The sequence below is a fragment of the Salmonella enterica subsp. enterica serovar Typhimurium str. LT2 genome, from assembly GCF_000006945.2.
GTDB lineage: Bacteria > Pseudomonadota > Gammaproteobacteria > Enterobacterales > Enterobacteriaceae > Salmonella > Salmonella enterica.
Genome location: NC_003197.2, coordinates 4,822,338 through 4,843,651 on the forward strand (window position 1 = coordinate 4,822,338; position 21,314 = coordinate 4,843,651).

Consider the following 21,314-nt stretch of genomic DNA (forward strand, 5'->3'; position numbering starts at 1 on the left):
CTCAGGAGGGTACCGTGTTTCTCGCACAAGAAATTATTCGTAAAAAGCGTGATGGTCATGCGTTGAGTGACGAAGAAATTCGTTTCTTTATTAATGGTATTCGTGACAATACTATCTCTGAAGGGCAGATTGCCGCCCTGGCGATGACCATCTTCTTCCACGATATGACCATGCCGGAGCGTGTTTCGCTGACCATGGCGATGCGGGATTCCGGTACTGTCCTTGACTGGAAAAGCCTGAATCTCAATGGCCCGATTGTCGATAAGCATTCGACCGGCGGCGTAGGGGACGTGACGTCTCTGATGTTGGGGCCAATGGTAGCGGCCTGCGGCGGTTATGTGCCGATGATCTCCGGTCGCGGCCTCGGACATACCGGCGGTACGCTCGACAAACTGGAAGCGATCCCGGGCTTCGATATCTTCCCGGACGACAACCGTTTCCGCGAAATTATTCAAGACGTGGGTGTGGCGATTATTGGGCAAACCAGCTCGCTTGCACCGGCGGACAAACGTTTTTACGCCACCCGCGATATTACCGCGACGGTGGACTCTATTCCGCTGATCACCGGCTCCATCCTCGCCAAGAAACTGGCCGAAGGGCTTGATGCGCTGGTAATGGACGTAAAAGTCGGCAGCGGCGCGTTTATGCCAACCTATGAACTTTCTGAAGCCCTTGCTGAAGCGATTGTCGGCGTGGCAAATGGCGCGGGAGTTCGCACTACGGCGTTGTTAACCGATATGAACCAGGTGCTGGCTTCAAGCGCCGGTAACGCGGTGGAAGTGCGTGAAGCCGTGCAGTTCCTGACCGGTGAATACCGCAATCCGCGCTTGTTTGACGTCACTATGGCGCTATGCGTGGAGATGCTGATCTCCGGCCAGCTGGCGAAAGACGACGCCGAAGCGCGTGCCAAACTGCAGGCGGTGCTGGATAACGGTAAAGCGGCAGAAGTCTTTGGTCGTATGGTGGCCGCGCAGAAAGGGCCAAGCGATTTCGTTGAGAACTACGATAAATACTTGCCGACCGCCATGTTGAGCAAAGCGGTATATGCTGATACCGAAGGGTTTATCAGCGCAATGGATACGCGTGCGCTGGGGATGGCGGTCGTCTCGATGGGCGGCGGCCGTCGTCAGGCGTCTGACACCATTGATTACAGCGTTGGCTTTACCGACATGGCCCGTCTGGGCGACAGCATCGACGGGCAGCGCCCGCTGGCGGTGATTCATGCCAAAGACGAAGCCAGTTGGCAGGAAGCGGCGAAGGCCGTCAAAGCGGCAATTATCCTTGACGATAAAGCGCCAGCAAGCACACCTTCGGTCTATCGTCGAATTACTGAATAGTTGTATACTGATCTGATCAATTATTTTTGAAGCACTAAGTACGGAGAAGATATGAAACGTGCATTTATTATGGTGCTGGACTCATTCGGCATCGGCGCTACTGAAGACGCGGATCGTTTTGGCGACGTAGGTTCCGACACTCTGGGCCACATCGCAGAAGCTTGCGCCAAAGGCGAAGCTGACAATGGCCGTAAAGGCCCGTTGAATCTGCCTAACCTGACTCGTCTGGGGCTGGTGAAAGCGCATGAAGGCTCTACCGGTAAAATTGCCGCCGGCATGGACGGCAACGCGGACGTTATTGGCGCATACGCATGGGCGCACGAACTGTCCTCCGGCAAAGATACGCCGTCCGGCCACTGGGAAATCGCCGGCGTGCCGGTGCTGTTCGACTGGGGCTATTTCAGCGATCACGAAAACAGCTTCCCGCAGGAACTGCTGGATAAGCTGGTGAAACGCGCTAACCTGCCGGGCTACCTCGGTAACTGCCACTCTTCCGGTACGGTCATTCTGGACCAGCTCGGCGAAGAGCACATGAAAACCGGCAAGCCGATTTTCTACACCTCCGCTGACTCCGTGTTCCAGATTGCCTGCCACGAAGAGACCTTTGGCCTGGATAAACTCTACGAGCTGTGCGAAATCGCCCGTGAAGAGCTGACCGAAGGCGGCTACAACATTGGCCGCGTGATCGCGCGTCCGTTTATCGGCGACAAGGCCGGTAACTTCCAGCGTACCGGTAACCGTCACGACCTGGCCGTAGAACCGCCAGCGCCGACTGTGCTGCAGAAACTGGTCGATGAAAAACAGGGCCACGTGGTGTCCGTCGGTAAGATTGCCGACATCTACGCCAACTGCGGCATCACTAAGAAAGTGAAAGCGACCGGTCTGGACGCGCTGTTCGACGCGACCCTCAAAGAGATGAAAGAAGCGGGCGATAAAACCATCGTCTTCACTAACTTCGTCGACTTCGACTCTTCCTGGGGCCACCGTCGCGACATCGCGGGCTACGCCGCAGGCCTGGAGCTGTTTGACCGCCGTCTGCCGGAGCTGATGGAGCTGGTGGGGGAAGATGACATTCTGATCCTGACCGCTGACCACGGCTGTGACCCGAGCTGGACCGGTACTGACCATACCCGTGAGCACATTCCGGTGCTGATCTACGGTCCGAAAGTCAAACCGGGCTCTTTAGGTCACCGTGAAACCTTCGCGGATATCGGCCAGACGCTGGCGACCTACTTTGGTACATCGCCGATGGACTACGGTAAAAACATGCTGTGATACCTGTTGTCTTTCGCGCTGTAGATGCGTTGACTTCATTCGCTCACCCCGGTCACATAGTTAATCTATGCTCCCGGGGATTCACGAATTCGTCGCCTTCCTACAACGCGAAATACTTAGGGTATTTCACTGTTTTGACACACGTTTTGTAGGCCTGATAAGGCGTAGCCGCCATCAGGCAATAACAACAAATTTAAAGGGAACTGAAGATGGCAACTCCACATATTAATGCAGAAATGGGTGATTTCGCTGACGTCGTATTGATGCCGGGCGACCCGCTGCGCGCGAAGCACATTGCTGAGACTTTCCTCGAAAATGTTCGCGAAGTGAACAACGTTCGCGGCATGTTAGGTTTCACCGGGACTTACAAAGGCCGTAAGATCTCCGTGATGGGCCACGGTATGGGTATCCCGTCCTGCTCCATCTACACCAAAGAGCTGATCACCGATTTCGGCGTGAAGAAAATCATTCGCGTCGGCTCCTGCGGCGCTGTGCGCATGGACGTCAAACTGCGCGACGTGGTGATCGGTATGGGTGCCTGCACCGACTCCAAAGTGAACCGTATCCGTTTTAAAGATCATGACTTCGCGGCTATCGCTGACTTCGACATGGTGCGTAACGCAGTTGATGCGGCAAAAGCGCTGGGCGTTGACGCGCGCGTAGGCAACCTGTTCTCCGCTGACCTGTTCTACTCTCCGGACGGCGAAATGTTCGACGTGATGGAAAAATACGGCGTACTGGGCGTAGAGATGGAAGCGGCGGGTATCTACGGCGTTGCGGCTGAATTTGGCGCGAAAGCGCTGACCATCTGCACCGTATCTGACCATATCCGTACCCACGAGCAGACCACTGCCGCTGAACGTCAGACGACCTTCAACGACATGATCAAAATCGCACTGGAATCCGTACTGCTGGGCGATAAAGAGTAAGATTGTGAAGGGGGCCAGAGCAGGCCCCCTTCATCGTTTATTTCGTCAGCACTTCCCACTGTAAATTGCTTTCTAGCATGACCGTATCGGTAGCATGCGTAAATTGATTATCGTTCAAGACAGGTGTTAATGTCAGCGTGACGTTCATCATTTTCCCACTGACCTGCTGGTTATTATCCATCGCGATGATACCGTTGTTATTATGTAGCAACAGACTATCCAGGGCACTGTCATTGGGAGCAAAGCTCACTCTATCAAGGGTGCTGGCAATAGGATAACTTTTACCATCTACTATCATCTGACTAACACGTACGGCGAGACCACCGTTATTTCCAAAATAAAATCGTCCCTTTTCCCCCGCTGAGGCCTGCACAAAAAGAGCAATATTCTGGCTTTCTGGGCAACTCACACTAACGTGAACCTCCTGTGAAGACATTTGATTCCAGCCTTGCTGAGAATTGACGATATCATCTTGCTTAAGCCAGCCAAAGCTGACGTTTGGCGAAGAAAACGTTATTTGGCAGTCATCGTCGGCCCGGGCTGATGGGGGGAGTAGTGCGGTGAAGATACAACATATAGCAATCCCCAACCATTTGCTGTTGGATTTCATTGACAGACTCCCTTTGCCGTTTCATAAAATGCCTCTTTATCCTGGGTTTTCTGCAGCGTGTAGTGGATGCGACACAGACGATTCATATCATCATCAGCGGCATATAACGCAGGATTATCCCCAACATCGGTGATAAATACGCGTCCGCTGTCGACAGCGCTGACCAAATAGTTATTTTTTTCATCTACAATGCTGGTGCCTTTAGGTAGCCATGAGCCATCCGGACGCTTTACTGCCAGCATCACACGGCGTGTATTCAGCACGTTGAAATCCAGTACCCGAAAAGCGCTGTGCGCGACGGTAATATTCTTAATACCGTTTGCCAGTTCCATACTCTTTGGTAGCGTATTCGCATTAACCTCTACGCGGGATTTCCGCCATTCAGTTAGCCCCGGAATGACGGCTTGCCCCCAGTGGTCAGTCCAGATTCGCCCCTGTGGCGTGGCGATTTCAATGCCGCTTTCTGGTTCACTCAGGCGTGCGATAGCAAAGGTATTTTTGATTGTATAAGGCGAGAACGTTATGCCATGTTCGTGTGCAGCGATGCCTCCGCTGAAGGTTGCGTTATAGTTGCGGTAATTATCGCCATCAGTGCCGCCGCCCACGCTGAGTTGAGTGTAATGAAGATTGCTATTGAGATTACCGTTGAAGCTATTTTGCTGGTTTTTTGCATCACGATCCGCAGAAATATAGTAATGGGTATCTTTACTCAGCGAACCATTATTTTGTAGCCCGTAGGTTGTTTTATCACCTTGATTACGCATATAAGCGCCGACGCGCTGCTCACCTAGTGGAATGCTGATGTTGATGTAAAACATATCATCATCATTACTGTCGTTATGATTCTCATCATCCTGATTAACAGCGTGCTGCCAGTTAGCGGTAATTGAGGCATATTTAAACGTTTTGCCCCAGGAAGCCATTATACTGCGAGAGTCGTTGTCATTATCCGTAGCCTGATAAGTGTAATAACCCAGAGAGAAGGTACCTAACAGATTATGGTTCCAGGCAATATTAGCACTGGAGCTACTTTGATATTCGTAAGCATCTTTATTGAGCGCATCCGTTAACTCACGATATCCGTCGCTGTAGCGGGCGGTACTGACGTCAAGTCTAATTTCCCCGGGCAGCGCCATGCTGGCGCGTAGTTCACTTTTCGCACCCTGCAGAGATTCGCCAAAGGACGCTTTACTGCCCAGCATTGAGCCGGAAAACGTCCATTTATTGGTTGGAAGCCATTGCAGCATCCCTCCTGCCGCTTGATAGTCTTGTGCCAGTACGCCAGACGCCTGCGCCAGCCAGTTTTCACTCAGTTTCCAACCATCGCTGATGTTATAGATCCAGGGGAGCGAATAGTCGCTGGTGGTATCACGTATGCGCCCTATGGACATTGTTAAGCCTGCGGGCGTGAGTTCGCGTAAATTAAAGGATACTGCCGGCACCGTGAAGGTTGTCGTTGAGCCATCGGTTTCAACGACGCTGACGTTAAGGTCGGTATTGCTGCGTATGATGGGGACATTTTCAAGGGTAAATGCCCCAGCGTTCACTGGTGCGGTATAAATAATCTGTCCGGACTGACGAACTTCAACGCGAGCCTGGTGGGTTCGGGCAATACCGTTAATGGTTACGCCTTGTGTATCCTGTGCCAGCCCTTGTTCAGGGATAAGCTGTACGCCGTTGATCGGCGCGCCACTGAATAGACTGGAGTTGACGTTGATCTGCCCAACTTGCGCACGCATTTTTTGTGCCTGAAATACGTGCTCCGCATAGGTATATAGACTATCGGTACGGTATTCTCCATCATTATTCGTCAGCATGTAGCGGCTGCGCAGCGTCCATTCCGCGAAGTTTAAGCCAGCTTCAAGGTTTGCCTGGGCATAGTTTCGGCTATCGCTACCGGATGACTCGCTGCGACTGGCGTACAGGTTATAGTTAAATAACCCGGCGGTGCCGCCTTTAATCACGTTGTTTAGCGATAGTAAGTTATTATCCAGAGCCTGTGCCGGAACAAAAAGCTCCAGCGATTCACTGTTTGGCAGTGGGGTAATAATCGCTGAGGGATAATCTTCTTGTAGGCTATGGCAGGTTTCTTTGGCGCTGATATTAAGCGAAACGAGCCCGCTGGCGCTGAGGAAATCGTCATCCACGCAAAGCTGGCCTTCTGTGTCGAAACGCGCGACCAACGACCCTCTATTTACGCCATTGATCTTTACCATGACGGTGTGGCTGCCTGGTAGAAAGCGCGGCGCGCGGGAAAAATATTGTGCGACGTTGGGGCTAATGCCTCTGGAGGTGAGAATACCCATGTCAAAATTCAGCTCCTCCGCCAGAGCTGAAAACGTCGTGGTTGCCAGTGAGCAATAAAGCGCAGTTTTGATGTATAGCGGCAGTTTTAAATACTTCACGTGCTAGCTCTCATTACGGCACCAGCGGTGAGGTAAAGCTGGGGACTTCAATGCCGTAACGGCTGGCAGGATAAAAACGTACGGATGTATCAGCAGCAAAGGGCGTTTTTATACTGACGTTCAATGTTTCGCCGGGCAGAATATAGGTTTTTTTAATCGTGCCTTCGCCCCCGGAAGGTAAGAAGGTAATATTTTGGGCTAAACGTACAACGTAGGGAGACGGATTTTTGACGTTGATTGTTTGTCCGTTTCTGGACCAGGTTAATAATTTCCAGGCATCAGTAACGACCGGTAGATTTTTAGGACGAATTAATACCGGCAAATCCTGGCGTAGATTAAAACCTATTTTCATTCCTTTATCGGTAGATTTCGGAGGAATACCTTCAAACGTGACGCGCTTATAGTGCTCGACGGTGAGCGGTTCCGTACTTTCCATAATAAAGCGTAGTTGCTGCTGCTGGCCTGCTTCAACGCGAACAACTGGTTGAGTGACATCCAGTTTCACACCATTGTCGTCAGGTAAATCAACGACGGTGGTATATAACAAAGCCGGATTGCTGTCGGTGTTTTTAACATTCATTACGCCGCTGTGTGTGGATTCTTCAATCACCAGTAGCGTAGTTTCCGGTACCATGCCGGCAGCGTTAGCCTGTGAAAAGAGTGTTGAAAAAACAAAGGGGACGCTGAGTAATAATAATGGAAGTTTAGTCACTGCTGGCATCAGAATTAGTCCTTTAATTTTAATCTGTCTCCCCATAATAAGGGAGACAGATCAATAACCTTTTTACACGGTCTGGATCAGAGATATTTAAGCGTGATGGTTGCCTGACCATCCAGATCAGTATCATCAGTAATGGCCAGCGTTGCAGTATTCTGAATAGCCAGTGAGGTTTTCAGCGGGAAAATGGCGAGGGTATACGGAACCGGTTCGGTGGTGCCTTTTGTAGCAACGGTAAACATTTCCATATTGCCGTTTTTGATAATCCCGGTGGAAGACTTCTGCCAGACTGGGCTATCAACGGTTCCTGAGATAGCGTCAGATTTTACACCATCAGCGGTAACGTTCGCGGTATCGGTATAAATAGAGAACGCGCCGATTTTTACACCTTCGGTTGTTTTGCCAACGCCGTAGGACATTGTGGTATCAGATACTATACTATTAGTCATATCGCCATTGGCTATGGAGATAACGGATGCGCCTGGGTGGGTGTCCGCACGGTCATCGGTAATAGTCCATGCTGCTTTGGTTGCAGACGGACAAGAGATACTCAGAGAGACATCTTTAGTACCCAGTTGGTTTACATCGGTTGCGGAAAGTGTGGCGAGGCGGATAGTACCGTAATCAACCACGCCGCCGCCGCTGAGTTCTGGGGTACAACCACCAACAACCAGTTGACCGGTGACTTTTAATACGGCAGTAGTGTCAGCATTCACGCTGGTTGTAGCAAAGGAAGCTGCAATTGCAGTAATAAGCAAAATTTTTTTCATTATAGTTCCATTAAAGAGGTGTTGAATATTCCATGTGAATGCTGGAGTTACAGATATACGAGTGTAAAGGTCGCCTGACCATCAAGCGTGGTGTTATCGGTAATAGCCAGTGTGTCCGTTCCCTGTATAGCGGCAGCTACGCGTATAGGAAATGTTGCGGTGGTAAAAGCAACGGGGCCATTTCCATCGCCGACACTATATGTAGTGCGGGTTGGAAATGTATTTGTAAGCGCAACGTATTCGTTTGATGCTAAAGCCCAGACACCAGGATTCGAATCATTTGACGCTACCATCTTCGTCTTAACTCCATCGGCGGTCGAATTATTCGCGTCTATGGAGAGGCCGTATGCACCAATCTTGATACCATCTGCTGTTGTACCCAGGCCTAGCTGATAGTTTGGTATTCTATTGTTCTGACCGCCAAATGTTGCGTTATCGATAGTCAGCGTTGTCGCCGAATCGCCATGATTGTCGGTAGCGACCCAGCCAACTTTTGCCGGTGCAAGGCACTGAATCGTGAGTGTTATATCTTTGTATCCCAGTTGATTCGTCTGAGTTGGCAGCAGATCGCTAACGGCCTTAGTACCGAAATCTACAACGCCACCATCACTTAACTCTGGTATACATGCGCCGTTGGTTAAAACGCCAGTCAGTTTTAATACAGCAGTGGATTCAACCGCTTGCGCTGAAGTTGATAATCCTATTATGACAGAGGTCGCTATTAATAATTTTTTCATCAGTAATCCCTAACGATTAAGTATATTTCCAAATGACATGTAATGCGCGGGTCGGGATTCTATGAAGATAATGATATGTTGTAAATTTAATAAAATTAAATCTTGGTTAAGAAAAACTTTAATCATCATTGGTGATGATAAATGGTTTATAATTCGCTGGGTTTATGAAGTGCGGGGAAATAATATTAATTTTAAAGAATATAGTAGTTAGTGAGTGTGTTTTAACTATTTGTGCTATTCACTCATTTTTCAGAATATGTTGTTATGTTTAAATAATATCAGAGACACATTCGTCTCTCTGATATTATTCATTTAGCGCACAGCTTCTGCAATCCACGCCGACAGTTCCCGCAGTTCTTTTTCCTGCTCCGGGAAATCAACCAGTAGCGCCTCGCACGTTTCCTGTAGTTTATCCGCGCGGTACAAACACCCTTGCAGCCGCTCGGCCAGCGCTTCCAGCGGTGCCGGGTTCAGGCTATCGGTAAATGCCTGTGCGCGGGTAATCACACCTTTCTCGACGTCAAAATGCAGCTCGACGCCGCCCCAGGTGAAACGCTCGTCCAGCAGATGGCTGAACGCTGGTGCCTGGCCGAAATTCCACTCCCAACTGCTCTGGCGCGCAAAGGTTTCGGCAAAATTCGGCAGATCCGGCGTTTTATCCGGTGAAATCACTTCCGCGTCGACGCGTTCGCCGTAATGGGCGAAAAAGGCTTCCGTGACCGCCTGGCAGACCTGTTCATGGGTGATACCCGGTAATAGCTCGGTAAGATTGGCCACGCGGGAGCGAACGGAGGTGATTCCTTTCGCCGCAAGTTTCTTTTTATCGGGATTCAGATAGTTTGCCAGACGGCTGAGGTCTGCATTCAGCAGCAGCGTACCGTGATGGAAGCCGCGATCTTTGGTTTCGCGATAGGCTGAACCGGAGACTTTGCGATCGCCGTCCGGCGTTTTTACGACCAGATCGTTGCGTCCCGAAGCATCGGCCATGACCCCCAGCGAATTCAGCGCCGCGAGCACAATATGGGTGGAGATGGTTTTATCGTATTCCGGTTTACCAGCCATAAAGGTAAAGCAGGTATTACCGAGGTCATGGAATACCGCGCCGCCGCCGCTGCTACGGCGGGCCAGACGGACATTATCTTCTTCCATACGCCGCGTATTACACTCTTTCCACGGGTTTTGCGCGCGTCCAATGACCACCGTATCCGCGTTGCGCCACAGGAACAGCACGCGCTGGGTGGCGGGCATCTGGCGGAAAATGCACTCCTCGACCGCCAGGTTAAACCAGGGATCGTAAGAGTCAGAAATAAGCAGGCGTAATGTTGTCATAGTGGTTTTCCTTACCTTTATTAAGCCGTCATTTTACTCTTTTTCCTCACGCTCTTCCTCTTCCGGAACAGGCTTGCTGGCCGTTAGCAGGAAGGGCGACTGCTGCCAGCGGGTGCGTTTACCTTGTAGCAAGGTGCGCGTCAGCACCACGCCTATCGCCAGCGAGAGTAGCAGCATCAGGCGTAGAATGTTGGTGGTGTTATCGACCTGCTTTGCTTCGGTGGCCAGCGTGTGGGTATCCAGCGTTAGACGCAGGTAGCCCAATGGGCCGTTTTTCCCCTGGATAGGCTCGACAATTTGTTGGTTAAAATAGCTGCCCGCTTTTTTGCCATCCAGCGCCAGCCTGTCGCGCACATTGACGCTTTCGCCAGCGCGAGTAATAAGATCGCCCTGTTCATCATAGACGCCGGCATCCAGAATACGGCTCTCTTGCGTGAGCTGACGCAGCACGGCGTTGATGCGATTTTCATCCGGTGTTTCGCTGCGCATCAGCGGGGCGATGTTGAGCGTCACCTGGCGCGCCAGCGTGCGGGCCAGCTCTTCCAGCTGCGGGTTGCGCTGTCGCTGGTGGTTTTGACTAAACCAGGACGCGCCCTGCATAAGCGCGACGAGCAGTGTGAGACAGAACAATACAATGACTGCACGATGCAGCCGAAATTTCAGTTTTGCGCGAGCCATATTCCACCTGCTGAAAATTTGAGGCTTAATGTTGCCAGAAGCGATGGTTACAAGGTAGCCTCATGCGTTATTTTCCGCGGGGCGGTTACCGGCCTGAACGATTTACAGGAGCTTTAATGCCTAACATTACCTGGTGCGATCTGCCTGAAGATGTCTCTTTATGGCCTGGTTTGCCTCTTTCTTTAAGCGGCGACGAGGTGATGCCTCTGGATTACCATGCAGGCCGCAGCGGTTGGCTGCTGTATGGGCGCGGGCTGGATAAGCAGCGTTTAACTCAATATCAGACCAAACTGGGCGCCGCAATGGTGATTGTCGCCGCCTGGTGCGTGGAGGATTATCAGGTCATTCGTCTGGCGGGGTCGCTGACGCCGCGTGCGACGCGGCTGGCGCATGAGGCGCAGCTGGATGTCGCGCCGCTGGGTAAAATTCCGCATCTGCGCACGCCGGGGCTGCTGGTGATGGATATGGATTCCACGGCGATCCAAATTGAGTGTATCGATGAAATCGCGAAGCTGGCCGGTACCGGTGAGAAGGTGGCTGAAGTGACGGAGCGCGCGATGCGCGGCGAGCTTGATTTTACCGCCAGCCTGCGCAGCCGCGTGGCGACGCTGAAAGGCGCGGATGCCGATATTTTGCGACAGGTGCGCGGGAATCTGCCGCTAATGCCAGGATTAACGCAGTTGGTGCTAAAACTGGAAGCGCTCGGCTGGAAAATCGCTATCGCCTCCGGCGGCTTCACTTTCTTCGCCGACTATCTGCGTGACCAGCTACGTCTGACGGCGGCAGTCGCCAATGAACTGGAGATCATGGACGGTAAATTTACCGGCCACGTTATCGGCGATATTGTGGATGCTGAGTATAAAGCCAATACCTTGCTTCGTCTGGCGCAAGAGCATGACATCCCGCTGGCGCAGACGGTGGCGATTGGCGACGGCGCTAACGATCTGCCAATGATCAAAGCGGCAGGGTTAGGTATTGCCTTCCATGCCAAGCCAAAAGTAAACGAAAAGACGGAGATTACGATCCGCCACGCTGACCTGATGGGCGTGTTTTGCATTCTCTCCGGCAGCATGAACCAGAAATGATTAACCTGCCCAATGGCAAGGCGACCGTAGGCCGGATAAGCGCCAGCGCCATCCGGCAACAGCGTTAACGAAAGAGGTAAAACGTGGCAAAAGCTCCCAAACGCGCCTTTGTTTGTAATGAATGTGGTGCCGATTACCCACGCTGGCAGGGGCAATGCAGCGCCTGCCATGCCTGGAACACCATTACCGAGGTGCGCCTTGCCGCGTCGCCGACGGTGGCGCGTAACGAACGTCTGAGCGGATACGCCGGCAGTGCGGGCGTATCAAAAGTGCAGAAACTGTCTGACATCAGTCTTGAGGAACTGCCGCGCTTTTCTACCGGTTTTAAAGAGTTTGACCGCGTGCTGGGCGGCGGGGTGGTACCCGGCAGCGCCATTTTGATTGGCGGTAACCCCGGCGCGGGCAAATCAACGTTGCTGCTGCAAACGCTGTGCAAGCTCGCCGAGCAGATGAAAACGCTGTACGTCACCGGCGAAGAGTCGCTACAGCAGGTGGCGATGCGTGCGCACCGTCTCGGCCTGCCGACCGCTAATCTGAATATGCTCTCCGAAACCAGCATCGAGCAGATCTGCCTGATAGCGGAAGAAGAACAGCCGAAACTGATGGTGATCGACTCTATACAGGTGATGCATATGGCGGATATCCAGTCGTCGCCAGGCAGCGTCGCCCAGGTCCGCGAAACGGCAGCCTACCTGACGCGCTTCGCCAAAACGCGCGGCGTGGCGATCGTGATGGTCGGCCACGTCACCAAAGACGGGTCGCTGGCGGGGCCGAAAGTGCTGGAACACTGTATCGATTGCTCAGTATTGCTCGACGGCGACGCTGATTCTCGTTTCCGCACGCTGCGCAGCCACAAAAACCGCTTTGGCGCAGTCAATGAGCTGGGCGTCTTCGCCATGACCGAACAGGGGTTGCGCGAAGTGAGCAATCCGTCCGCCATCTTTTTAAGCCGTGGCGATGAGGTCACTTCCGGCAGTTCAGTGATGGTCGTCTGGGAAGGCACGCGACCGTTGCTGGTGGAGATTCAGGCGCTGGTCGATCACTCGATGATGGCGAACCCCAGACGCGTGGCGGTCGGTCTGGAACAAAACCGTCTGGCAATCCTGCTGGCGGTGCTGCACCGACACGGCGGTCTGCAAATGTCGGATCAGGACGTCTTCGTTAACGTGGTCGGCGGCGTGAAAGTCACCGAAACCAGCGCGGATCTGGCTTTACTGCTGGCGATGGTCTCCAGCCTGCGTGACAGGCCGTTGCCGCAGGATCTGGTGGTGTTTGGCGAAGTGGGGCTGGCAGGCGAGATTCGTCCGGTGCCGAGCGGGCAGGAGCGTATTTCCGAGGCGGCGAAACACGGCTTTCGTCGGGCGATTGTGCCTGCCGCCAACGTACCGAAAAAGCCGCCGGAAGGAATGCTGGTGTTCGGTGTTAAAAAGCTCGCAGATGCGTTAAGCGTGTTTGACGACTTATAATTCTCTGTATGTAGTGATGTTGTATAATTTGCCGGATGGCGATGCAATGCGTCTTATCCGGCCTACGGATTGATACGGATTGATGTTGTAGGCCTGATAAGCGAAGCGCCATCAGGCAGTGTTATGCGATTTTTCCAGCAGGAGGCTCTTGTGTCATCGTTCGACTATCTCAAAACCGCGATTAAGCAGCAAGGTTGCACTCTGCAACAGGTGGCTGACGCCAGCGGTATGACCAAGGGATATCTGAGTCAGTTACTTAACGCCAAAATCAAAAGCCCCAGCGCGCAAAAACTGGAGGCGCTACACCGTTTTCTCGGGCTGGAGTTTCCCCGCCGACAGAAAAACATTGGCGTGGTGTTCGGTAAATTTTATCCATTGCATACCGGACACATCTACTTGATCCAGCGCGCCTGTAGCCAGGTGGATGAGTTGCACATCATTATGGGATATGACGATACGCGCGACCGCGGGCTGTTTGAGGATAGCGCCATGTCGCAGCAGCCCACCGTGTCGGATCGCCTGCGCTGGTTATTGCAAACCTTCAAATACCAAAAAAATATTCGCATCCACGCCTTTAATGAAGAGGGGATGGAGCCTTATCCGCATGGCTGGGACGTCTGGAGCAACGGCATTAAAGCGTTTATGGCAGAGAAGGGAATACAGCCGAGCTGGATCTACACTTCCGAAGAGGCTGATGCGCCGCAGTATCTTGAGCATTTAGGGATTGAGACGGTGCTGGTCGATCCTGAACGCACGTTTATGAATATCAGTGGGGCGCAAATCCGCGAAAATCCGTTTCGTTACTGGGAATATATTCCTACCGAAGTGAAGCCGTTTTTCGTGCGTACCGTCGCGATTCTGGGCGGGGAATCAAGCGGCAAGTCTACGCTGGTCAATAAGCTCGCCAATATTTTTAATACCACCAGCGCCTGGGAATATGGCCGCGACTATGTCTTTTCGCATCTGGGCGGCGATGAGATGGCGTTACAGTATTCCGACTACGATAAAATTGCGCTGGGCCATGCGCAATATATTGATTTCGCAGTGAAATATGCGAATAAAGTGGCGTTTATCGATACCGATTTCGTCACCACCCAGGCATTTTGCAAAAAATACGAAGGACGCGAGCATCCCTTTGTCCAGGCGCTGATCGACGAGTATCGCTTCGACCTGGTGATTTTGCTGGAGAATAATACGCCGTGGGTAGCTGACGGACTGCGAAGCCTGGGCAGTTCAGTGGATCGCAAAGCGTTCCAGAACCTGCTGGTCGAGATGCTGAAAGAGAACAACATTGAGTTCGTTCACGTTAAAGAGGCTGATTACGATGGTCGCTTTTTGCGCTGTGTGGAACTGGTGAAAGAGATGATGGGCGAGCAGGGATAAGAACCAATGCCTGATGCGACGCTTACCGCGTCTTATCAGGCCTACAGTTTCACAACGTACTGGAATCGCTGGGTTTGTAGGCCGGGTAAGCGCAAGCGCCACCCGGCATTCAGACATTTATTTGGCAATACGCTTGTACTTGATACGCTTCGGCTCCAGCGCCTCGGCGCCCAGCGTGCGTTTCTTGTACTCTTCGTATTCGGTAAAGTTGCCTTCGAAGAATTCCACCTTACCTTCATCCTGATAATCCAGAATGTGGGTGGCGATACGGTCAAGGAACCAACGGTCGTGCGAGATAACCATCGCGCAGCCAGGGAACTCCAGCAGGGCGTTTTCCAGCGCGCGCAGGGTTTCGATATCCAGGTCGTTCGTCGGTTCGTCGAGCAGCAGGACGTTGCCGCCCACCTGCAGCAGCTTCGCCAGATGCAAACGACCGCGCTCACCGCCGGACAGTTCGCCAACGCGTTTGCCCTGATCGACGCCTTTGAAGTTGAAGCGGCCTACATAGGCGCGGCTTGGCATTTCAGTGTTGCCGATCTTCATGATATCCAGCCCGCCGGACACTTCTTCCCAGACGGTTTTGCTGTTGTCCATCGCGTCGCGGAACTGATCGACCGAGGCCAGCTTGACGGTTTCACCCAGCGTAATGGTGCCGCTATCGGGCTGCTCCTGACCGGACATCATGCGGAACAGGGTCGATTTACCCGCGCCGTTTGGCCCGATGATCCCGACGATAGCGCCTTTCGGCACCGAGAAGCTCAGGTCGTCGATCAGTACGCGGTCGCCGTAGGATTTACGCAGGTTGCTGACTTCAATGACTTTGTCGCCCAGACGCGGTCCTGGTGGAATAAACAGTTCGTTGGTTTCGTTACGTTTCTGATACTCAACGCTGTTCAGTTCTTCAAAGCGAGCCAGACGCGCCTTACCTTTCGACTGACGGCCTTTCGCGCCCTGACGCACCCACTCCAGCTCTTTCTCAATGGATTTACGGCGCGCCGCTTCGGCAGACGCTTCCTGCGCCAGACGCTGATCTTTCTGCTCCAGCCAGGAGGAGTAGTTGCCTTCCCACGGAATACCTTCGCCGCGGTCAAGTTCCAGAATCCAGCCGGCGACGTTATCGAGGAAGTAACGGTCGTGGGTAATCGCCACGACGGTACCTTCGAAGTCGTGCAGGAAACGTTCCAGCCACGCAACAGATTCGGCATCCAGGTGGTTGGTGGGTTCGTCGAGCAGCAGCATGTCCGGCTTTTCCAGCAACAGACGGCACAGCGCCACGCGACGGCGCTCGCCGCCGGACAGTTTTTCGACTTTGGCATCCCAGTCCGGCAGACGCAGAGCGTCAGCAGCGCGCTCAAGCTGCACGTTCAGATTATGACCGTCGTGCGCCTGGATAATCTCTTCAAGTCGGCCCTGCTCTGCGGCCAGCTTGTCGAAGTCGGCATCCGGATCGGCATACAGCGCGTACACTTCATCCAGACGTTTGAGGGCGTTAACCACTTCCGAAACGGCCTCTTCAATCGACTCGCGTACCGTGTGTTCCGGGTTTAGCTGAGGTTCCTGCGGCAGGTAGCCAATCTTAATGCCGGGCTGCGGGCGCGCTTCGCCCTCGATATCTTTATCGAGCCCCGCCATGATGCGCAGCAGGGTAGACTTACCGGCGCCGTTAAGGCCCAGCACGCCGATTTTGGCGCCAGGGAAGAAGCTCAGCGAGATGTTTTTCAGAATATGACGTTTCGGCGGAACCACTTTGCCGACACGATGCATGGTATAAACGAATTGAGCCACGTTGGACTTCGCCTCTATGTTTATCGTGATGGTGAATAGATGTCAAAGGCGAAGTGTAGCCTTTTTCCCTGCCTAAGCCCAGCCAGCAGATCGCACTCGCAATAAAAGTAAAAAAGTGTCCGTAACGTGGCGCAAATGGCTATGACTGGTTAGCATAAATTCATTACGCGGCATGATGCTGCATTGGATAACAATTGAGGAAGTGCTTGTGGATAGAGCCAAACCATTTGTCTGGCGTCTCGTCGCCGCCAGCGTATGCCTGCTGACCTTTTGTCACCTCGCGCGGGCCGACTCACTGGAAGAGCAGCGTAACCGCTATGCGCAGATTAAGCAGGCCTGGGACAACCGCCAGATGGATGTGGTAGAGCAGATGATGCCGGGTCTGAAAGATTATCCGCTCTACCCGTATCTGGAATACCGTAAGATCACCGACGATTTGATGAACCAACCGGCGATTGCTGTCACGCAGTTTGTGCGCGCCAATCCTACGCTTCCGCCTGCGCGTACGCTGCAATCACGCTTCGTCAATGAGCTGGCGCGTCGTGAAGACTGGCGCGGCTTGCTGGCGTTTAGCCCGGAGAAACCCGGCACCACGGAAGCGCAATGTAACTATTACTACGCGAAATGGAGTACCGGGCAAACGGAAGCGGCCTGGCAGGGCGCGAAAGACCTTTGGCTGACCGGCAAAAGTCAGCCGAATGCCTGCGATAAACTGTTCAGCGTCTGGCGGGCCTCCGGCAAGCAAGACCCGCTGGCGTATCTGGAACGTATTCGGCTGGCGATGAAAGCCGGAAATACGGGGCTGGTTACGGTGCTGGCCGGACAGATGCCGGCGGAATATCAAACGATCGCCTCAGCGATCATTACCCTCGCTAATGACCCTAATAACGTGTTGATCTTTGCACGCACCACCGGCGCCACCGATTTTACCCGCCAGATGGCGGAAGTCGCGTTTGCCAGCGTCGCCCGCCAGGACGCGGAAAATGCGCGTCTGATGATCCCCTCGCTGGTACAGGCGCAGAAACTTAATGAGGAACAAACGCAGGCGCTGCGCGATATCGTTGCCTGGCGACTGATGGGCAACGATGTGACCGATGCGCAGGCGAAATGGCGCGATGACGCGATTATGCGCTCGCAATCGACGTCGCTTATCGAGCGGCGCGTGCGTATGGCGCTGGGGATGGGCGATCGTCGCGGTCTCAATACCTGGCTTGCCCGCCTGCCAATGGAGGCGAAAGAGAAAGACGAGTGGCGTTACTGGCAGGCGGATTTATTGCTGGAGCGCGGTCGTGACGCCGAAGCGAAAGAGATCCTTCATGCTTTAATGCAGAAGCGCGGTTTTTATCCGATGGTTGCGGCGCAGCGTTTAGGCGAAGAGTACACGCTTAAAATCGATAAAGCGCCCGCCAACGTAAACAGCGCGTTGACGCAGGGGCCGGAGATGGCGCGTGTACGGGAGCTGATGTACTGGAACCTGGATAACACGGCGCGCAGCGAATGGGCGAATCTGGTAAAAAGCCGTAGTAAATCTGAACAGGCGCAGTTGGCGCGCTATGCGTTTAACCAGCACTGGTGGGATCTGAGCGTACAGGCGACGATCGCCGGAAAACTGTGGGATCATCTGGAGGAGCGTTTCCCGCTGGCGTATAACGATCTTTTTACCCGCTATACCCGCGGAAAAGATATCTCACAAAGCTATGCCATGGCGATTGCCCGCCAGGAGAGCGCCTGGAACCCGAAAGTAAAATCGCCGGTAGGGGCCAGCGGCTTAATGCAGATTATGCCGGGAACGGCCACCCATACGGTGAAAATGTTTTCGATTCCGGACTACCGCGGCCCCGGCCAACTGCTGGAGCCGGAGACCAACATCAACATTGGCACCAGCTATTTGCAGTATGTCTATCAGCAGTTTGGTAATAACCGTATTTTCGCCTCGGCGGCGTATAACGCCGGGCCGGGGCGCGTGCGCACCTGGCTTGGCAATAGCGCCGGGCGTATCGATGCCGTAGCGTTTGTCGAAAGCATTCCCTTTTCGGAAACGCGCGGCTACGTGAAAAACGTTCTGGCCTATGACGCTTACTATCGCCACTTTATGGGGCAGAAAGAGGCCTTAATGAGCGACTCTGAGTGGCAGCGACGGTATTAATGCAGACGGGTTATGTTATCATTTGTACTCGTGTAACAGTACAAACGGCGGTATAACATGACCCAGCATTCCCCTTATTCATCGGCTATCGCCGAACAACGTAATCAGGAGTGGCTTCGTTTTGTGGAGTTACTCCGTCAGGCATATGCAGAGGATCTGCATCTGCCTTTATTACAACTGATGCTTACGCCGGACGAGCGTGAAGCGCTGGGAACGCGCGTGCGCATTATTGAGGAGTTGTTGCGTGGCGAAATGAGCCAGCGCGAGTTGAAAACCGAGCTGGGGGCGGGCATCGCCACCATCACGCGCGGGTCAAACAGCCTGAAATCCGCGCCGGTTGAACTGCGTCATTGGCTTGAGAACGTACTGCTGAAAAACGCCTGATTTGCTCGTAGGCCGGATAAGGCGAAGCGGCCATCCGGCAACATCGCCGCGAAATGCCTGATGGCGCTGTGCTTATCAGGCTTACAATATAGCGCAAATAATTATCGATACACCGCGTTATGAAACGGGCTGAGCGCCAGGATCACCGCCTGGTAGTAAACGCTGGAGCGCGTTAATTTTCCGGCGGTAAATACGCCAATGGCGCCCTCTTTACGACCAATCTCATCAATACCTGTGTACTGCGACATTACCGGGCCAAGCGCTTCTCCCTGGCGGACTCTGTCGAGAATGACGGCGGGCAGCGGTAGCGTGGCCGATCGCGCTTCACCGCGCTGAACGCCGTTATCAATCACCACCCAACTGAAGGTGGCGTCATCGTCAATTCCGGCTTCAATGGCTACCCAGAAATCAGCTTGTGGATGCAGGCGTCGCGCATTATCCACGCGATTTCGTGCGCCAGCACGCGTTTCCTCGCTTCCGAAGGGCTGCTCCGGTACGCCGCTCTCGACGGCGACGGGCGTAATATGGCACGATCCTTCGCCGAAAATCTCTTCAAATGCCTGTAGAATTGCCTGAATTTTGGCAGGATTGGTGGTCGCAGAGATAACCTGGTGCATAATTAAGCTCAGTTTTAAAAATTTATCGCAGTATAACGGAAAAAAAACATGTTACAGGTATACCTTGTTCGCCACGGTGAAACGCAGTGGAACGCCGAGCGACGTATTCAGGGCCAATCGGACAGTCCCCTGACAGCAAAAGGCGAGCAGCAGGCCATGCAGGTAGGAGAACGCGCCCGTAGCCTCGGCATCACCCATATCATCAGCAGCGATTTAGGCCGCACAAAACGCACGGCGGAGATTATCGCCCAGGCGTGCGGGTGTGATATCACCTTTGACTCCCGCCTGCGCGAGCTGGATATGGGCGTGCTGGAAAAGCGCCAGATCGATTCGCTGACGGAAGAAGAAGAGGGCTGGCGTCGTCAGCTGGTCAACGGCACGCAGGATGGCCGCATTCCCGGCGGGGAATCGATGCAGGAGTTGAGCGATCGCGTTCATGCCGCGCTGGCGTCCTGTCTGGAGCTACCGCAGGGCAGCCGACCTTTATTGGTCAGTCACGGTATCGCGTTGGGCTGTCTGGTCAGTACTATACTGGGACTACCCGCCTGGGCGGAACGCCGGTTACGTTTGCGCAACTGCTCTATTTCCCGCATCGATTACCAGGAAAGTCAGTGGCTGGCGTCTGGCTGGGTGGTAGAAACCGCAGGGGACGTTTCGCATCTGGACGCCCCTGCATTGGATGAGCTACAGCGTTAACGGCGAATCGGGATCAGAAATTCGCAGCGCAGGTTGATAGGGCGATCGCCGGTTTTGGTATCTTCTGACGGGTAGTATCGCTCTATATCCTGTCCTTTACGACGGGTCAGATTCAGCATTGGCATACAGGTGCCGTAAACGGTCAGGATAAAATCCTGCACGCCGGTTCCTAACCCTTCATAGGTGAACATGACGTATTCACCACCCTGCAACAGCACGGGATGCGCCGACTGAACATAGCCATCGGCCTGCTCTTGCGGCAGTGCGGTGGTATAGAATACTTCCTGCTCATCGTCTTTCTCCATGCTGGGGCGCGTTTCATTAAGCCCATAAAGCACTGGCGGAATAGTTGGCGAATGACCGAGGAAATCATGCCAGAATTGCACGCGCATTTCGTGGCGGAAGTCGGAAATCTGTTCCAGCGAGCAGGAATAGCTCTGCGTGACGCCAAGGAGCGGCGTATCTTCCAGCGTAACGAACTGATGTTCCGGCACGGTAAACTCGCCCAGCCGTAATGGCGGGCGAATGCCAAAGGCGCTCCATTCCGAGGAGCGGCGATACAGCGCTGGCGTCTGGGAAAACTGTTTCTTAAAGGCGCGCGTAAAGGTTTGCTGAGAATCGAAGCGGTACTGAAGAGCAATATCCAGAATTGGACGCGCGGTCAAACGCAGCGCCACTGCTGATTTCGATAAACGACGGGCGCGGATGTAAGCGCCAATGGCGTGGCCCGTCACGTCCTTAAACATTCTCTGCAGGTGCCACTTGGAATAGCCTGCTTTTGCCGCCACATTGTCAAGTGACAGCGGCTGATCCAGATGACCTTCCAGCCAGATTAACAGGTCGCGAATTATGCCAGCCTGATCCATAAAATATCCCCATCCTTTCAACAACGAGCACCCGATATCAGGTAAGAGGATAATAGCATTTTTTGTTCTTTTAGCATTCAGTGTTTTTTTTGAGCTTA

19 protein-coding genes and 19 other annotated features are annotated in these 21,314 nt (G+C 53.4%); of the genes, 9 read left to right on the forward strand and 10 right to left on the reverse strand.

Annotated elements, in window-relative coordinates; all coding sequences use genetic code 11:
• The first annotated feature begins 2 nt into the window (after positions 1-2).
• Positions 3-8, forward strand: a ribosome-binding site (putative RBS for deoA; RegulonDB:STMS1H004431).
• The 3 genes from deoA to deoD all read left to right on the forward strand — a co-directional run bounded on the left by deoA (position 3) and on the right by deoD (position 3,541).
• Positions 3-1,337 (forward strand): thymidine phosphorylase gene (gene deoA, locus STM4568; RefSeq protein NP_463424.1). Within the gene, positions 15-1,337 belong to an annotated coding region; the region does not span the whole gene. Its footprint overlaps the feature before it by 6 nt.
• 40 nt (positions 1,338-1,377) lie before the next feature.
• Positions 1,378-1,383: a ribosome-binding site (putative RBS for deoB; RegulonDB:STMS1H004432), on the forward strand.
• Positions 1,378-2,612, forward strand: a protein-coding gene (gene deoB / locus STM4569; protein ID NP_463425.1) for a phosphopentomutase. Within the gene, positions 1,389-2,612 belong to an annotated coding region; the region does not span the whole gene. Its footprint overlaps the feature before it by 6 nt.
• 196 nt (positions 2,613-2,808) lie before the next feature.
• Positions 2,809-2,814, forward strand: a ribosome-binding site (putative RBS for deoD; RegulonDB:STMS1H004433).
• Positions 2,809-3,541 (forward strand): purine-nucleoside phosphorylase gene (deoD, locus tag STM4570; protein ID NP_463426.1). Within the gene, positions 2,822-3,541 belong to an annotated coding region; the region does not span the whole gene. (Overlaps the previous feature by 6 nt.)
• A gap of 37 nt (positions 3,542-3,578) precedes the next feature.
• Here deoD and STM4571 read toward each other — a convergent pair.
• From STM4571 to smp, 7 genes are all read right to left on the reverse strand, one after another.
• Positions 3,579-4,156, reverse strand: a protein-coding gene (locus tag STM4571) for a putative outer membrane protein (protein NP_463427.1). Within the gene, positions 3,579-4,151 belong to an annotated coding region; the region does not span the whole gene.
• Positions 4,148-6,556, reverse strand: coding sequence for a putative fimbrial usher protein (gene stjB, locus STM4572; RefSeq protein NP_463428.1), 2,409 nt, complete (start codon positions 6,554-6,556; stop codon positions 4,148-4,150). The genes STM4571 and stjB overlap by 9 nt, the downstream gene beginning before the upstream one ends.
• Positions 4,151-4,156: a ribosome-binding site (putative RBS for STM4571; RegulonDB:STMS1H004434), on the reverse strand. Its footprint overlaps the gene before it by 6 nt.
• Positions 6,557-6,569: 13 nt before the next feature.
• The gene (stjC, locus tag STM4573; RefSeq protein NP_463429.1) for a putative fimbrial chaparone protein occupies positions 6,570-7,291 on the reverse strand. Within the gene, positions 6,570-7,277 belong to an annotated coding region; the region does not span the whole gene.
• Positions 7,286-7,291: a ribosome-binding site (putative RBS for stjC; RegulonDB:STMS1H004435), on the reverse strand. It overlaps the preceding gene by 6 nt.
• 63 nt (positions 7,292-7,354) lie before the next feature.
• Positions 7,355-8,055 (reverse strand): putative outer membrane protein gene (locus tag STM4574; RefSeq protein NP_463430.1). Within the gene, positions 7,355-8,044 belong to an annotated coding region; the region does not span the whole gene.
• Positions 8,050-8,055: a ribosome-binding site (putative RBS for STM4574; RegulonDB:STMS1H004436), on the reverse strand. Its footprint overlaps the gene before it by 6 nt.
• 36 nt (positions 8,056-8,091) lie before the next feature.
• Positions 8,092-8,786 (reverse strand): putative outer membrane protein gene (locus STM4575; RefSeq protein ID NP_463431.1). Within the gene, positions 8,092-8,781 belong to an annotated coding region; the region does not span the whole gene.
• Positions 8,781-8,786: a ribosome-binding site (putative RBS for STM4575; RegulonDB:STMS1H004437), on the reverse strand. (Overlaps the previous gene by 6 nt.)
• A 307-nt stretch (positions 8,787-9,093) precedes the next feature.
• Positions 9,094-10,123, reverse strand: a protein-coding gene (lplA, locus tag STM4576; protein NP_463432.1) for a lipoate-protein ligase A. Within the gene, positions 9,094-10,110 belong to an annotated coding region; the region does not span the whole gene.
• Positions 10,118-10,123 (reverse strand) — a ribosome-binding site (putative RBS for lplA; RegulonDB:STMS1H004438). (Overlaps the previous gene by 6 nt.)
• Before the next feature lie 20 nt (positions 10,124-10,143).
• Positions 10,144-10,798 (reverse strand): membrane protein gene (gene smp / locus STM4577; RefSeq protein NP_463433.2). Within the gene, positions 10,144-10,788 belong to an annotated coding region; the region does not span the whole gene.
• Positions 10,793-10,798 (reverse strand) — a ribosome-binding site (putative RBS for smp; RegulonDB:STMS1H004439). Its footprint overlaps the gene before it by 6 nt.
• Positions 10,799-10,893: 95 nt before the next feature.
• Positions 10,894-10,899, forward strand: a ribosome-binding site (putative RBS for serB; RegulonDB:STMS1H004440).
• Between smp and serB the strand changes: the two genes are divergently transcribed.
• From serB to nadR, 3 genes are all read left to right on the forward strand, one after another.
• Positions 10,894-11,873 (forward strand): 3-phosphoserine phosphatase gene (gene serB / locus STM4578; protein ID NP_463434.1). Within the gene, positions 10,905-11,873 belong to an annotated coding region; the region does not span the whole gene. It overlaps the preceding feature by 6 nt.
• Positions 11,874-11,946: 73 nt before the next feature.
• Positions 11,947-11,952 (forward strand) — a ribosome-binding site (putative RBS for radA; RegulonDB:STMS1H004441).
• The gene (radA, locus tag STM4579) for a putative ATP-dependent protease (protein ID NP_463435.1) occupies positions 11,947-13,339 on the forward strand. Within the gene, positions 11,957-13,339 belong to an annotated coding region; the region does not span the whole gene. It overlaps the preceding feature by 6 nt.
• Before the next feature lie 138 nt (positions 13,340-13,477).
• Positions 13,478-13,483 (forward strand) — a ribosome-binding site (putative RBS for nadR; RegulonDB:STMS1H004442).
• The gene (gene nadR, locus STM4580; protein NP_463436.5) for a trifunctional protein occupies positions 13,478-14,722 on the forward strand. Within the gene, positions 13,490-14,722 belong to an annotated coding region; the region does not span the whole gene. Its footprint overlaps the feature before it by 6 nt.
• A gap of 117 nt (positions 14,723-14,839) precedes the next feature.
• Here nadR and yjjK read toward each other — a convergent pair.
• The gene (gene yjjK, locus STM4581) for a putative transport protein (RefSeq protein NP_463437.1) occupies positions 14,840-16,522 on the reverse strand. Within the gene, positions 14,840-16,507 belong to an annotated coding region; the region does not span the whole gene.
• Positions 16,517-16,522: a ribosome-binding site (putative RBS for yjjK; RegulonDB:STMS1H004443), on the reverse strand. Its footprint overlaps the gene before it by 6 nt.
• 157 nt (positions 16,523-16,679) lie before the next feature.
• Here yjjK and slt point away from each other — a divergent pair.
• Both slt and trpR read left to right on the forward strand, forming a co-directional pair.
• A complete protein-coding gene (gene slt / locus STM4582; protein ID NP_463438.3) occupies positions 16,680-18,653 on the forward strand; it encodes a soluble lytic murein transglycosylase in 1,974 nt (657 codons plus the stop codon).
• Positions 18,556-18,564: a -35 signal (putative -35_signal for trpR; RegulonDB:STMLTH004681), on the forward strand. (Overlaps the previous gene by 9 nt.)
• Positions 18,556-19,037 (forward strand): transcriptional repressor for trp operon and aroH gene (trpR, locus tag STM4583; RefSeq protein NP_463439.1). Within the gene, positions 18,711-19,037 belong to an annotated coding region; the region does not span the whole gene. Before slt ends, trpR begins: the two co-directional genes overlap by 98 nt.
• Positions 18,583-18,591: a -10 signal (putative -10_signal for trpR; RegulonDB:STMLTH004681), on the forward strand. (Overlaps the previous gene by 9 nt.)
• Positions 18,677-18,683, forward strand: a protein binding site (putative binding site for TrpR, RegulonDB: STMS1H000378).
• Positions 18,701-18,706, forward strand: a ribosome-binding site (putative RBS for trpR; RegulonDB:STMS1H004444).
• 101 nt (positions 19,038-19,138) lie before the next feature.
• Here the strand turns inward: trpR and yjjX are convergent.
• Entirely contained in the window at positions 19,139-19,654 is a 516-nt protein-coding gene (gene yjjX, locus STM4584; RefSeq protein ID NP_463440.1) for a putative cytoplasmic protein, read from the reverse strand.
• A 35-nt stretch (positions 19,655-19,689) separates the two neighbouring features.
• Positions 19,690-19,695, forward strand: a ribosome-binding site (putative RBS for gpmB; RegulonDB:STMS1H004445).
• Between yjjX and gpmB the strand changes: the two genes are divergently transcribed.
• Positions 19,690-20,350 (forward strand): putative phosphoglyceromutase 2 gene (gene gpmB / locus STM4585; protein ID NP_463441.1). Within the gene, positions 19,703-20,350 belong to an annotated coding region; the region does not span the whole gene. Its footprint overlaps the feature before it by 6 nt.
• On the opposite strand, the gene rob is transcribed toward gpmB, so the two are convergent.
• Positions 20,347-21,233 (reverse strand): transcriptional regulator gene (gene rob / locus STM4586; RefSeq protein NP_463442.1). Within the gene, positions 20,347-21,216 belong to an annotated coding region; the region does not span the whole gene. The genes gpmB and rob overlap by 4 nt on opposite strands.
• Positions 21,228-21,233: a ribosome-binding site (putative RBS for rob; RegulonDB:STMS1H004446), on the reverse strand. It overlaps the preceding gene by 6 nt.
• Positions 21,234-21,314: the final 81 nt, after the last annotated feature.

Bases quoted from the DNA above. Each gene is read 5' to 3' on its own strand.
- STM4574 (NP_463430.1), bottom strand. From the start codon at position 8,044: ATGAAAAAAATTTTGCTTATTACTGCAATTGCAGCTTCCTTTGCTACA.
- stjC (NP_463429.1), bottom strand. From the start codon at position 7,277: ATGCCAGCAGTGACTAAACTTCCATTATTATTACTCAGCGTCCCCTTT.
- deoD (NP_463426.1), top strand. From the start codon at position 2,822: ATGGCAACTCCACATATTAATGCAGAAATGGGTGATTTCGCTGACGTC.
- serB (NP_463434.1), top strand. From the start codon at position 10,905: ATGCCTAACATTACCTGGTGCGATCTGCCTGAAGATGTCTCTTTATGG.
- STM4571 (NP_463427.1), bottom strand. From the start codon at position 4,151: ATGAAATCCAACAGCAAATGGTTGGGGATTGCTATATGTTGTATCTTC.
- lplA (NP_463432.1), bottom strand. From the start codon at position 10,110: ATGACAACATTACGCCTGCTTATTTCTGACTCTTACGATCCCTGGTTT.
- deoB (NP_463425.1), top strand. From the start codon at position 1,389: ATGAAACGTGCATTTATTATGGTGCTGGACTCATTCGGCATCGGCGCT.
- smp (NP_463433.2), bottom strand. From the start codon at position 10,788: ATGGCTCGCGCAAAACTGAAATTTCGGCTGCATCGTGCAGTCATTGTA.
- slt (NP_463438.3), top strand. From the start codon at position 16,680: ATGATGCTGCATTGGATAACAATTGAGGAAGTGCTTGTGGATAGAGCC.
- trpR (NP_463439.1), top strand. From the start codon at position 18,711: ATGACCCAGCATTCCCCTTATTCATCGGCTATCGCCGAACAACGTAAT.
- gpmB (NP_463441.1), top strand. From the start codon at position 19,703: ATGTTACAGGTATACCTTGTTCGCCACGGTGAAACGCAGTGGAACGCC.
- STM4575 (NP_463431.1), bottom strand. From the start codon at position 8,781: ATGAAAAAATTATTAATAGCGACCTCTGTCATAATAGGATTATCAACT.
- rob (NP_463442.1), bottom strand. From the start codon at position 21,216: ATGGATCAGGCTGGCATAATTCGCGACCTGTTAATCTGGCTGGAAGGT.
- yjjX (NP_463440.1), bottom strand. From the start codon at position 19,654: ATGCACCAGGTTATCTCTGCGACCACCAATCCTGCCAAAATTCAGGCA.